The sequence below is a fragment of the Vibrio sp. 14G-20 genome (assembly GCF_026241515.1).
GTDB lineage: Bacteria > Pseudomonadota > Gammaproteobacteria > Enterobacterales > Vibrionaceae > Vibrio.
Map to the genome: position 1 here is coordinate 145,317 of NZ_JAPHPW010000003.1, position 12,421 is coordinate 157,737.

The following is a 12,421-nucleotide window of genomic DNA, read 5'->3' on the forward strand; positions in this document are numbered from 1 at the left end:
ATGGGAGAATGTTTGGATGAGCAACGCGCCTTTAAATAACGGTCGCAGGCGTTTCTTAACCGCAACAACAGCCGTTGTTGGTGGTTTAGGAGCAGCTGCTGTAGCCGTGCCTTTTATTAAATCATGGAATCCGAGTGCCAAGGCGAAAGCTGCGGGCGCGCCGGTGGAAGTGGAAGTCAGTAAGTTAGAACCGGGACAAATGGTTCGTGTCGAGTGGCAAGGTAAACCTGTATGGGTTGTACGCCGTGCTGAGTCGGTACTAGAAAACCTAAAATCGATCGGTGGTCAACTTCGTGACCCTCAATCTGAAGCTGAACAACAACCAGAATACGCACAGAACGAGTTCCGTTCAATTAAGCCGGAATTCTTCGTTGCTGTTGGTTTCTGTACGCACTTAGGTTGTTCTCCAACTTACCTGCCGGATTCTTTTGCAGAACAAGTTCAGGGTGTTAAGTCTGGTTTCTTCTGTCCTTGTCATGGTTCAAAGTTTGATATGGCAGGTCGAGTATTCCAAGGCGTACCAGCTCCATTGAATCTTGTTGTACCAAAGCATATGTATTTGAGTGACACTAAGATCATGATCGGTGTGGACGAGGGAGACGCGTAATGCAAGGATTGCTTGATTGGGTAGAGAAACGTCTACCCGCGATGAATGCCTATAAAAAGCATTTATCTGAATACCCAATGCCTAAGAACTTTAACTTTTGGTACCTTTTCGGTTCTTTGGCAATGTTGGTCCTGGTTAACCAAATCCTTACGGGTATTTGGCTAACAATGAACTACGTACCATCAGGTGAGGGTGCATTTGCTTCTGTTGAATACATCATGCGTGATGTGGAATACGGTTGGCTACTACGTTACATGCACTCAACAGGTGCTTCGGCATTCTTCGTTGTTATCTACCTGCATATGTTCCGTGGCTTAATCTACGGTTCTTACCAAAAACCTCGTGAGCTACTTTGGATCTTCGGTATGTTGATCTTCTTAGTGCTTATGGCTGAGGCTTTCATGGGTTACCTACTACCATGGGGTCAAATGTCTTACTGGGGTGCTCAGGTAATCATTTCTCTGTTTGGTGCGATCCCTGTTATCGGTGATGACCTAACGCTTTGGATCCGTGGTGACTACATCATCTCTGGTGCAACGCTGAACCGTTTCTTCGCACTGCACGTTATCGCTCTACCAATCGTACTTCTGCTGCTTATCGTACTTCACGTACTAGCTCTGCACGAAGTGGGTTCGAACAACCCAGACGGTATCGAGACGAAACTTCCTAAAGGCACAATGGGCGACGATTATAAAACTCAGTTCCCGTTCCACAAGGATTACACTAAGAAATACGACATCATTGACTCTATTCCTTTCCACCCATACGGGACCGTGAAAGATATGGTTGGTGTGGCTGGTTTCCTATTCTTCTTCTGTTATGTGCTGTTCTTTAACCCAGAGATGGGTGGATTCTTCCTTGAGCCGCCAAACTTTGAAGCTGCTAACCCACTGAAAACACCAGAGCACATCGCTCCGGTATGGTACTTCACGCCGTTTTACGCAATTCTGCGTGCTGTTCCTGATAAGTTGCTAGGTGTTGTAGCAATGGGCGCATCTATTGTTGTGCTATTCCTACTACCATGGTTCGATCGTTGTAAAGTTCGTTCTTACCGTTACCGTAGCAAACTGCATTTGATTAACATCATCCAATTCACAATAAGCTTTATTGCGCTAGGTGTACTTGGTGCGCTTCCAGCAACGCCAACATACACGCTACTGGCTCAAATCTTTAGCTTAGGTTACTTCATGTTCTTCGTTCTACTGTGGTTCTACAGTAAAAATGAAGCGACGAAACCATTACCAGAAAGGGTGACATTCAAATGAAAAAGTGGATTGTAATTTTATTTGCTATGTTGCCGTCACTGGTGATGGCAGCGGGTGCAAACGTACCATTAGACAAAGCGAACAATGATTTAACAGACAAAGCTTCATTGCAAAATGGCGCTAAGATGTTCATGAACTACTGTTTCGCTTGTCACTCAACGCAGTACCAGCGCTATGAACGTGTTGCTAATGATTTAGAGATCCCAGTTGATCTTATGAAGGAAAATCTGATTTTCGACCCTGAAGCGAAAATTGGTGATTTGATGGTTAATGCTATGCCTTCTGATCAAGCGGCAAGTTGGTTTGGTGCTCCGCCTCCAGACCTAACATTGGTTGCTCGTGTTCGTGGCGCAGACTGGCTGTACACTTACCTTCGTACTTTCTATGAAGATCCGTCTCGTCCATTCGGCGTGAACAACATTGTTTTCCCAAGCGTAGGTATGCCGCACGTTCTTGAAGAACTGCAAGGTATCCCAACACCAATCTACGATACTCATATGGTAGATGGCGAGGAAGTGACGGTTATTGTTGGCACTGAGACTGATGGCTCTGGCGAATTAAGTGCTGGTGAATACGACGAAGCGGTTCGTGACCTTGTTAACTTTTTGGTTTACTCGGGCGACCCAGTTCAACTTGAGCGCCACGCTATGGGTTGGTGGGTAATGGCCTTCTTAGTAATCTTCACTATCATCGTGATTTTGCTGAAGAAAGAGTATTGGCGTGATGTGCACTAATTGTGCTATAATACCGTGCTAATTCCCAAATTATGTTAATGTTCAATGGAGGCTTTAGGCCTCCATTGTTTTTATTTAAAGTGTACTGGAGGGCTCCATGGCTGTAGCTGCCAATAAACGTTCTGTAATGACTCTTTTCTCAAGTGCTTCTGATATGTATAGCCATCAGGTGCGCATCGTTCTTGCTGAAAAAGGCGTAAGTGTTGAAGTTGAGTTGGTTGATGAAAAAAATCTACCAGCAGAGCTTGTTGAACTGAACCCGTACAAATCAGTACCTACTCTTGTTGATCGTGAGCTTGCTCTATATGACTCAAAGATCATCATGGAATACCTAGATGAGCGTTTCCCTCATCCACCGTTGATGCCTGTATACCCGGTTGCTCGTGGTAACAGTCGTCTAATGATGTACCGCATTGAGCGTAACTGGTATTCAGTTGCAGAGAAGATCGTTAAAGGCAATGCTGAAGAATCTGAAGCAGCTCGCGTTAAACTGCGCAACGACCTACTGACTCTTGCTCCTATCTTCGCTGAGTATGAATACTTCATGAGCGAAGAGTTTAGCCTAATTGATTGTTACCTAGCTCCGCTACTATGGCGTTTACCTGAGCTTGGTATCGAACTGATTGGTCCTGGTTCTAAAGAGCTTAAGATTTACATGAACCGCGTATTCGAACGTGATTCATTCCTAGCTTCTCTAACGGAAGCAGAGCGTGAGATGCGACTCGTTCGCTAAGCGTTTATGGATATTTCTAATATGACTCCACGCCGACCATACATGCTTCGTGCATTTTATGAATGGCTGGTTGATAACGAACTAACTCCTCACCTTGTTGTTGAAGCAACATTGCCGGGTGTGCGAGTTCCAGAAGAGTTTGTTCAAGATGGTCAGATTATTCTGAACATCGCGCCTCGTGCGGTTGGACAACTTGAACTGGGTAACGAAGCTGTGACGTTTAGTGCTCGCTTTAGTGGTCGTCCACACTCTGTGATCGTTCCGCTTTACGCAGTACAAGCGATTTATGCTCGTGAAAATGGTGCTGGTACCATGTTTGAACCTGAAGAGGCCTACATGGAAGCGTTTGAAGAAGGGATTGAAGAAAGTCCTTTTGAAGAACCAGAAAAAGGCCCATCTTTAAGCGTAGCAACGGCAGATGTAGATGTTGAAGAGCCTGACTCAGATCCTGAGCCACCTCGTCCAGCGAAAGGTCGCCCAAGCCTTCGTGTTATCAAATAACGAATCAAATAAAAAAGCAGCGACTCGTCGCTGCTTTTTCTTTTCTGCTAAATGGCACTAATTGACTGGCCTAAGTCTAGTTAACAGCCGTCTCTTCTTCACCATATTCAAACGCTCGAATCACCTGCTTCACACCAGAGATATTACGTGCAACTTCTGTTGCTATATCAGCGTGTTCTCGAGAAACCAATCCAAGCAAAAACACTTCTGAATCTTCAGTAATTACTTTTACTTTAATGCCGTTAAGCTCAGCATTCGCAAGCAGAGCTGATTTCACTTTAGTGGTAATCCAGCTGTCTTTACTGATAGCGCTAACAGACAGGGGTTCTTTCACTCGAACTTGATTGTGGATGCTTTCAACGCCAGCCACTTCCTTGGCTTGGCTTTCAAAAGCGCGACGTTCTGAATCTGTGGTTGCTTGGCCCATCAGTACCACCGAACCTCGGTAAGAGCTTGCAGTGACACGCACGTTGCCACGGAATGGTTGTTTATTGGTAATCGCTGCAACTTCAAATTCGATGTTGTTGTCGTTCCAAATTTCTTTGGTGGTTCGCGTATCCGTGACTAGGTTTGCTGTGGTTGCCGCACCAGCAATGAAAATGCCAGCACAACCAGATAGGGACAGTGTAAGTAGCGAAACACTAATCAGCTTAAACAGCCTCATAGAGGTTAATGATTTCATTGTGATGCTCCGTATATCACTCTTCGTGAGCAGGGAAGAGTACTTGATCGATTAGGTCACATAGGCAGTGTAGTGTCACCATGTGTACTTCATGAATGCGCGCTGTGCGGTGTGAAGGGATACGAATTTCAACATCGTGCTCTCCAAGTAAGCCTGCCATTTCACCACCATCTTTACCAGTAAAGGCGATGATTGTCATGTCGCGAGTTACCGCCGCTTCCATTGCCTTGATGATGTTCTTGCTGTTACCGCTGGTAGAGATAGCTAACAGAATATCGCCAGTTTGACCAAACGCACGCACCTGCTTAGAGAAGATCTCCTCGTAGTGGTAGTCGTTAGCCACTGCCGTTAGCGTGGTGTTGTCTGCTGTGAGTGCCATCGCTGGAAGGCTAGGGCGCTCTGTTTCAAATCGGTTGAGCAGGCACGATACAAATTGCTGAGCATTCGACGCCGAACCACCATTACCACAACAAAGAATTTTGTTTCCGTTAAGCAAGGTCGCAACCATTGCTTGAGCGGCATGCGTGATTGCATCAGGCAGAGCTTCTGCAGCCGCAATTTGGATTTGAATACTTTCTGTGAAACTTTCTTTAATGCTGTCTAGCATGTTTATCCTTGGGTAATCGCGTTTTGAATCCAATTGATATTATCATTCGGCCCTTCAATGGCAACGATATCAAATCTGAAATCTGTAGTGTGCACCGACAGGCCTTGCTGCATCAGCCAAATATTAGCCGTTTTTAGTAGCTTCTGTGACTTCTTGGCTGTCACCATTTCAGCGGCATGTCCGTAGCGGGTTTGCTTGCGGTATTTTACCTCAGCAAACACAATCGTGTTGTTATGGCGCATTATAAGATCAATCTCGCCACATTTTGCTATGAAGTTTTGTTGAATTAACGATAAACCGTGGTTAATCAGATAAGATTTTGCCACGGCCTCGTATTCATCACCCACCTGTTTGTGGGTGATAGTCGGTTTTGCTAAGAACGTTCGGCTAAAAAGCCCCATGCTCTGCCCAGCTGATTTCACGTTGAACCACACAGTTGTTGTCGATGGTCAGTACACCGGTTTCACCTGGAATGCTGTAACCTTGGACGGCCTTCATCTGTGGAAGAGCATCCATTAGGTAGTAAGCATCCATCCCTAACGCTTGCAGACGTTTTTGGCCATTTGAGTATGAAGGCCATAGGTCGTTTAGCTCTTTGTTAAGCTCGTTCTTATTCTCAACCAATAGTGGGATATCACTATAGAACACACCGGTTAGGTCTTCATACTGCTTATCACCGCTGTTGCTGCGTGAGTTTGAGAAAAGAGCGGGTTGGCTAGCATCAGGGTTAATTGCCACTTCAATGAAGGGTTTGATTAGCGTTAGTTCTGAGTTCTTAGCCACAATGTAGACAGAATCGATATCACGACGGCTGCGTGGCTCTGTTTCTAGGTCTAGGTTCAGTAACCCGTCCATTTGAGCGATACGTTGTTGGCTCTCTTGCAAGCCGAATACCTGATTCACATTACGTTGCAGTTGGCGTTTGTCAGAAAATAAGCTGATAGCTACATCGTTGCTGCTGTATTTTTTCCACTCTTCTTTAAACGCTTGCTCAACACGCTCACCTAAACGTCCTCTTGGAGCAAGGATAAGCGGGTACTTATAACCTTGAGCAAATAGGTGTTTCGCTGCCTGAGCGACTTCTTGTTCTGGCGATAGAGCGAGATAACAAATATCGGTATCTGGTTCTAGTTGCGTTGGAATGTTCAAAGCTAAAGCTGGAATCGAGTTCTCGTGGTTTTTCTGCGCTTGTTGGAGCTTAGTGATGTTGCTCTTAATCAGCGGGCCAACGATGAAATCAACGTTGTTCTCTTCTAGTGTCGCTTTAATCTCAGCGGCACTTTGCACGTTGGTATCCATTACCGTCAGCGTTGCATCTTCTTCGCGCTCTTTGTCATTCATCATCGCAAAGATGAAACCGTCACGCACAAGTTGTGCCTGCTTGCCGTACTTACCGGTTAGAGGCAGTAATAGTGCAGTGCTGGTTGGCTTGCTGATCTCTAGCGCCAAGATGTCGGTGATCGCTTGAGGTGTGTAAGTAGCAGCAGGGTGCTGAGGATTCTCGGCTAACCAATCAGACAGGGTTTCCTGTAGGTTTGGAAGGTTCGAGTTCAGCGTCTTCATGTAGATAGCCAGTTGTAACCAACCTGAAAGCACATCTTCTGTCGGCGATGTTTTCAGTTCTAGAATCTCGTATTGAGAGTAACTATTCAGGTTTTGCCAAATACGGTCGGCAGCTTGCTGTTGAAGCTCTTCGTTAGCCTCTAGGTACTCTGAATAGAGTACTAACTCACGGCTTGCCTCGAAATACTCGTTCTTCATTTCAGAAATGTTAGCGCGCAGCTCGTGATAGTCTTTCCACTGTTCGTTAGGCAATTTCCACCAAAGCTGGAAGTTCAGTTGGCTATAAGCCTGCTCCGGCTGTGAGTTATTGACTAACAGTTGAGCGCGAGCTAATTGCCATTCTGCCTGTTGAACTTCACTCAGCTCTTGTTTAGCTAAGCGTTTGATAAGCAATGTTGCTTGATCGGTTTTTCCAGCTTGCACAGAAGATTTAAGCGCCATGATTAACCAGTCGTTTTGTAGACTTCCTTTGCTACTATCCGCCTGCATCATGTAACTTTCAGTTGATTGCGCTGGATCTAGTGTAATATCAACGCTCGTTGGTGCTTGAGGGCCTGAAGAACAAGCCGCCAATGTAATTGCTAATGCAATTGGAGTTAGTAAGCGTGGTACACTGAGTCTCTTATGGTTCATCGTTGCCATGAGTTCTTTAAATTCCGTATAAATTTGTATCTATATTAATCGTTGAAGTGATGGTAAACAAATGACAGATAACAAAACCTTGCTCACAGAGAGCCCAACTCTCTACATTGTGCCAACCCCAATCGGAAATTTGGGAGATATCACTCAAAGAGCAATTGAAATTTTATCAAGTGTCGATGTTATTGCAGCCGAAGACACACGCCACACGGGTAAGCTGCTTGCTCACTTCAATATATCAACCAGAACGTTCGCTTTACATGATCATAATGAACAAACTAAAGCGCAAGTTCTAGTCGAAAGGTTATTAGAAGGTCAGTCTATCGCATTAGTCTCTGATGCGGGTACTCCTTTAATTAGTGACCCAGGTTACCATCTTGTCTCACAATGTCGTCAAGCGGGTGTGAGAGTTGTGCCACTTCCTGGTGCTTGTGCTGTGATTACGGCGTTAAGTGCTTCTGGTTTACCGTCAGATCGTTTCAGCTTTGAAGGCTTCTTACCGCCAAAGAGCAAAGGTCGCAAAGACAAGTTCTTAGAGATCGCAAAAGCAGAGCGCACGTGTATCTTCTACGAATCTCCGCACCGTATTACTGATTCTCTGCAGGATATGCTAGAGATTCTAGGACCTGACCGTGAAGTTGTATTGGCGCGTGAGCTAACCAAAACCTTCGAAACCATCCAAGGGCTGCCACTCGGTGTGCTTATTGAGTGGATTGAAGAAGATTCGAACCGTAAGCGCGGTGAGATGGTGCTGCTGATTCATGGTCACCGTGAAGAAGCGAGCACAGAGCTGCCAGACGAAGCAACCCGCACTCTGGGTATTCTAACCAAAGAGCTGCCGCTTAAAAAAGCAGCGGCAATGACGGCAGAGATCTACAACCTTAAGAAGAATGCACTCTATAAGTGGGGTCTAGAACACCTAGACAACTAATGTTTCTTTAGTGATTTAGTTCAGATACAGATAAATGAGTAACTAAGCTGTTCTCCTTTATCTGTATTGCTAACCTGCCACTCGCTCTTAAATGTTTTCGCAACTCTCATCTCGCCACTCGTATCCGCTTTTAATTCTTTTCGAATCTCTCATCTCGCCACTCATATCTACTTTTAATTCTTCTCGAATCCCTCATCTCATTACTCGCATCCGCTTTTAATTCTTTTCGAATCCCTCATCGAGTTACTCACATCCGCTTTTAATTCTTTTCGAATCCCTCATCTCGTTACTCGCATCCGCTTTTAACTATTTTCGTATCTCTCATCTCGCTACGCGTATCTGCTCTTCAGCTGCTTTTGCTTAATTTCTCATCAGTTAACAATCGGTTTGCAGCATATTTGTGATCTCGCTAGACACTGCACATTAATGTCTATACAATCCGCCCTCGGAGTTGAACGGGTAATCGCTGCTTTGCTGATGTCCTTCGGGAGACTGACGTTGAGGTCCTTCGGGAAACTGACGTTGAAGTCCTTCGGGAGACTGGTAGAGGGGAGGAACGTCCGGGCTCCATAGAGCAGGGTGCCAGATAACGTCTGGGGGGCGCGAGCCCACGACAAGTGCAGCAGAGAGAAGACCGCCGATGGCCTCATTTCTTCGGAAGAGGCACAGGTAAGGCTGAAAGGGTGCGGTAAGAGCGCACCGTGCGACTGGCAACAGTTCGTAGCAAGGTAAACTCCACCCGGAGCAAGATCAAATAGGCCCTCACATTGCGTTGCTCGCGTATGGGGGCGGGTAGATTGCTTGAGCCTGTGAGCGATTGCAGGCCTAGACGAATGGTTACCGCCGCGCAAGCGGAACAGAACCCGGCGTATGTGTCAACTCCACCTATATAAAGAACCCATCATTACTTAACGGTAGTGATGGGTTTTTTGCTTTATATTGACGTAAATTATTTAGATTTCCTTAGAATCCTTCACCCTGATATGAGCTTGGGTCAAAAATTCCCAAAGCCTATACACAATATGGTGGAGATACGGCGTGAAATCAGTACACTAAAACGTTAATAGAACAAATTATTGCCGAACTAATGGCTCAATCCACTCACTGAGAAGACTATGACAGAAGCATTCAAACATATTTCAGTATTGCTTAACGAATCTATTGACGGACTTGCGATCAAACCTGACGGTACCTACATTGATGGTACTTTTGGCCGTGGTGGTCACAGCCGTACAATCCTGTCTAAACTGGGCGAGAATGGACGACTCTTTAGTATCGACCGCGATCCACAAGCGATTGCAGAAGCGCAAAAGATTGATGACCCTCGTTTTACAATTATTCATGGCCCATTCTCGGGTATGGCTGAATATGCAGAGCGTTATGACTTAGTCGGTCAAGTGGATGGTGTTTTACTGGATTTAGGTGTTTCTTCGCCGCAACTGGATGATGCTGAGCGTGGCTTTAGCTTCATGAAAGACGGCCCGTTGGACATGCGTATGGATCCAACAACGGGTATTCCTGTTTCTCAGTGGTTAGTTGAAGCGGATCTTGATGATATCACTTGGGTTATTCGTGAGTTCGGTGAAGACAAACACGCTCGTCGTATCGCGAAAGGCATCATCGCTTATCAAGAGAACGAAGAGAACGAACCACTAACGCGTACTGGTCAGTTGGCTAAGCTTATCTCTGATGTTGCTCCAAAGAGCTTTAAAGAGAAAAAGCACCCAGCGACACGTGCATTCCAAGCGTTTCGTATCTACATTAACAGTGAACTTGAAGAGATCGATACCGCACTGAAAGGTGCAGCAAGCATTCTTGCTCCTCAAGGTCGTATCTCTGTTATCAGCTTCCACTCTCTTGAAGACCGTATGGTGAAGCGCTTTATCCGTAAAGAGAGCCAAGGGCCACAAGTTCCTCACGGTTTACCGCTAACAGAAGATCAAATTAAAGCTTTAGGCAGTGCCGATCTAAAACCAATTGGTAAAGCGATCAAGCCTTCTAAAGATGAAGTGGATGAGAATACTCGTTCACGCAGCTCAGTACTACGAATCGCAGAAAAGCTATAGTCAATGAAGACCTCCAAGCCTAACTTAGCCAAGATAATATTTTTTGATTTGATCTCCGTGGGCAAGGTTCCATTGGTACTTCTTATCTGTATCTTTGCGAGTGCGATGGGGGTCGTTCTTACGACACATAATTCACGTCAGGCGATCACGAAGAAAGACATGGCATTAGTGGAACGAGAACAGCTTGATGATGAGTGGCGAAATTTAATGCTTGAAGAGACGGCTTTGGCTGAACATAGCCGCGTTCAAGCATCGGCAAAACGAGAGCTAGACATGAAACGTCCAGACTCTGACAAAGAAGTTGTGATCACACTGAAATGACCGGTAAAAAGGAAAAAGCACCCGCCAAACCCGTTAAGAAATCAACGAAAGAGCGAGTGAAGAGCGAAAAGGATTCGGATCCAATTCTTATTAAATGGCGTTTCAACGTCGTTATTGCTTTCGTGTTTCTTGCCTTTGCTGCACTCGTTGGTCGTGTGGCTTACATCCAAATTATTGAACCAGATAACTTAATCCGTCAGGGCGATCTTCGCTCTGTACGTGTTAAGGCTATTCCTTCCGCCCGCGGCATTATCTCAGACCGCAATGGCGAACCGCTTGCTGTGAGTGTTCCAGTTGAGGCGGTATGGGCCGACCCGAAAACGATTTTCGATAAAAATGGCATGGCCCAGATTGATCGTTGGTATGCGTTAGCTGATGTACTTGGCTTAGAACGACAATCGATGATCGACAAGATCTCTAGCAACAAATCCCGCCGATTTGTTTACCTGCAAAGACAAGTTAGCCCAGCGATGGCTAAGTATATTCGTGAACTAAAGCTGGTGGGTGTTGGCCTGAAAGCGGAATCTCGACGTTACTACCCCGCAGGCGAAGTCAGTGCACACCTTATCGGTGTTACCGGAATTGATGGGCACGGTTTGGAAGGCGTTGAACGCAGCTATGACAAATGGCTCACGGGCGAGGCGGGTAAGCGAACGATTCGTAAAGATCGCTATGGACGCGTTGTTGAAAACATTGCTTTAGAAGAGCGTGAAGAAGGCAAACCACTCGAATTAACGATCGATCAACGATTACAAGCCATTGCTTATCGAGCGATTAAGCAGGCCGTGGCCGATCACAAGGCGACTTCAGGCTCTGCTGTACTGCTCGATGTAAAAACGGGTGCTGTGTTAGCCATGGTTAATGCCCCTTCTTATAATCCGAACAATCGTGCTGATTTACAAAGCTTTAAGATGCGTAACCGCGTGCTCACCGATGCAATGGAACCAGGTTCGACCGTGAAACCTTTTGTAGTTTTGGCGGCGCTGGAGAACGGCACTGCAGACCCAGATATCATTATTGATACTGGTAATGGCATTATGCAGATCGGTGGTAGTCGCGTACGAGATTCTTCTAAAGTCGGTAAGGCTGACTTAGCGCTGATACTCAAGAAGTCGAGTAACATCGGCGTTGCGAAACTGGCGCTTAACATGCCACTTGAAGCCTTGCTTGGGATGTACAGTTCGGTTGGTCTAGGCGAGATGTCTGGGCTGAATTTGGTTGGTGAAACGAGCGGTATTTTCCCGAATCGCCGTCGTTGGTCAAAGTTTGAAATTGCCACCTTAGCGTTCGGTTATGGCTTGTCTGTTACGCCGATGCAGTTGGCACATGCCTATGCGACGTTAGCTAACAAAGGTTTGTATGAGCCGATTCATATTATTAAGAGTAACGACCAAGATTTTTCTAAGCAAATCATCAAGCGCGAGAACGCTGAACTGGTTTTGAATATGCTAGAAGGGGTGACTCAAAAAGGCGGTACGGCGACAAGAGCTGCCGTTCCGGGTTACCGCGTTGCAGCCAAAACGGGTACCTCTCGTAAGGCTGAAGCTGGCGGTTACAGTGATGAATACATCGCGGTTACCGCAGGCTTTGCTCCAGTTAGTGATCCAAGAGTGGCATTGGTTGTTGTGGTCAATGAGCCTCAAGGCGACCTTTACTATGGTGGTTCAGTCGCAGCCCCCGTCTTTTCTGAAATCATGAAGGGCGCACTGCAAATAATGAACGTCCCTGCTGATGAAAATAAGTTTCAAGAATAGAGTTAATCAGGATTCAAT

At 45.9% G+C, this 12,421-nt stretch carries 13 protein-coding genes and 1 other RNA gene; 10 read left to right on the plus strand and 4 right to left on the minus strand.

Annotated features, from left to right (window positions below; genetic code table 11):
* The first annotated feature begins 16 nt into the window (after nucleotides 1-16).
* From petA to sspB, 5 genes are all read left to right on the plus strand, one after another.
* Nucleotides 17-607, plus strand: a complete 591-nt coding sequence (gene petA, locus OQJ75_RS03795) for a ubiquinol-cytochrome c reductase iron-sulfur subunit (RefSeq protein WP_017061434.1) — start codon at nucleotides 17-19, stop codon at nucleotides 605-607.
* On the plus strand, nucleotides 607-1,872 hold the full coding sequence (locus OQJ75_RS03800) for a cytochrome b (protein ID WP_017061435.1): 1,266 nt from the start codon (nucleotides 607-609) through the stop codon (nucleotides 1,870-1,872). Before petA ends, OQJ75_RS03800 begins: the two co-directional genes overlap by 1 nt.
* A complete protein-coding gene (locus OQJ75_RS03805) occupies nucleotides 1,869-2,606 on the plus strand; it encodes a cytochrome c1 (protein ID WP_265971061.1) in 738 nt (245 codons plus the stop codon). Before OQJ75_RS03800 ends, OQJ75_RS03805 begins: the two co-directional genes overlap by 4 nt.
* Before the next feature lie 97 nt (nucleotides 2,607-2,703).
* Nucleotides 2,704-3,339, plus strand: coding sequence for a stringent starvation protein SspA (gene sspA, locus OQJ75_RS03810; protein WP_009848943.1), 636 nt, complete (start codon nucleotides 2,704-2,706; stop codon nucleotides 3,337-3,339).
* Nucleotides 3,340-3,345: 6 nt separating this feature from the next.
* A complete protein-coding gene (gene sspB / locus OQJ75_RS03815; RefSeq protein WP_050643157.1) occupies nucleotides 3,346-3,840 on the plus strand; it encodes a ClpXP protease specificity-enhancing factor in 495 nt (164 codons plus the stop codon).
* 76 nt (nucleotides 3,841-3,916) lie between these two features.
* Here the strand turns inward: sspB and OQJ75_RS03820 are convergent, their stop codons facing one another.
* From OQJ75_RS03820 to OQJ75_RS03835, 4 genes are read right to left on the minus strand one after another with little or no spacing between them, the layout of a single operon-like run.
* The gene (locus tag OQJ75_RS03820) at nucleotides 3,917-4,522 is read right to left on the minus strand and encodes a BON domain-containing protein (protein WP_248373996.1); all 606 of its coding nucleotides are present in this window, start codon (nucleotides 4,520-4,522) and stop codon (nucleotides 3,917-3,919) included.
* Between the two features lie 16 nt (nucleotides 4,523-4,538).
* On the minus strand, nucleotides 4,539-5,129 hold the full coding sequence (locus tag OQJ75_RS03825; protein ID WP_004729817.1) for a phosphoheptose isomerase: 591 nt from the start codon (nucleotides 5,127-5,129) through the stop codon (nucleotides 4,539-4,541).
* A 2-nt stretch (nucleotides 5,130-5,131) separates the two neighbouring features.
* Nucleotides 5,132-5,530 (minus strand): YraN family protein, encoded by a 399-nt coding sequence (locus tag OQJ75_RS03830; protein ID WP_265971192.1) that lies wholly within the window; start codon nucleotides 5,528-5,530, stop codon nucleotides 5,132-5,134.
* Entirely contained in the window at nucleotides 5,517-7,334 is a 1,818-nt protein-coding gene (locus tag OQJ75_RS03835) for a penicillin-binding protein activator (protein WP_265971065.1), read from the minus strand. Before OQJ75_RS03835 ends, OQJ75_RS03830 begins: the two co-directional genes overlap by 14 nt.
* 61 nt (nucleotides 7,335-7,395) lie before the next feature.
* Here OQJ75_RS03835 and rsmI point away from each other — a divergent pair, with 61 nt between their 5' ends.
* The 5 genes from rsmI to OQJ75_RS03860 all read left to right on the plus strand — a co-directional run bounded on the left by rsmI (nucleotide 7,396) and on the right by OQJ75_RS03860 (nucleotide 12,403).
* On the plus strand, nucleotides 7,396-8,262 hold the full coding sequence (rsmI, locus tag OQJ75_RS03840) for a 16S rRNA (cytidine(1402)-2'-O)-methyltransferase (RefSeq protein WP_265971067.1): 867 nt from the start codon (nucleotides 7,396-7,398) through the stop codon (nucleotides 8,260-8,262).
* 447 nt (nucleotides 8,263-8,709) lie between these two features.
* Nucleotides 8,710-9,149: RNase P RNA component class A (rnpB, locus tag OQJ75_RS03845), an RNA gene on the plus strand.
* 228 nt (nucleotides 9,150-9,377) lie between these two features.
* Nucleotides 9,378-10,328, plus strand: coding sequence for a 16S rRNA (cytosine(1402)-N(4))-methyltransferase RsmH (gene rsmH, locus OQJ75_RS03850; RefSeq protein ID WP_017084764.1), 951 nt, complete (start codon nucleotides 9,378-9,380; stop codon nucleotides 10,326-10,328).
* Between the two features lie 3 nt (nucleotides 10,329-10,331).
* Nucleotides 10,332-10,649 carry a cell division protein FtsL gene (ftsL, locus tag OQJ75_RS03855; protein WP_004735995.1) on the plus strand — a complete coding sequence of 106 codons (318 nt, stop codon included), beginning with the start codon at nucleotides 10,332-10,334 and terminating at the stop codon, nucleotides 10,647-10,649.
* On the plus strand, nucleotides 10,646-12,403 hold the full coding sequence (locus OQJ75_RS03860; RefSeq protein WP_265971069.1) for a penicillin-binding transpeptidase domain-containing protein: 1,758 nt from the start codon (nucleotides 10,646-10,648) through the stop codon (nucleotides 12,401-12,403). The genes ftsL and OQJ75_RS03860 overlap by 4 nt, the downstream gene beginning before the upstream one ends.
* Nucleotides 12,404-12,421 lie beyond the last annotated feature (18 nt).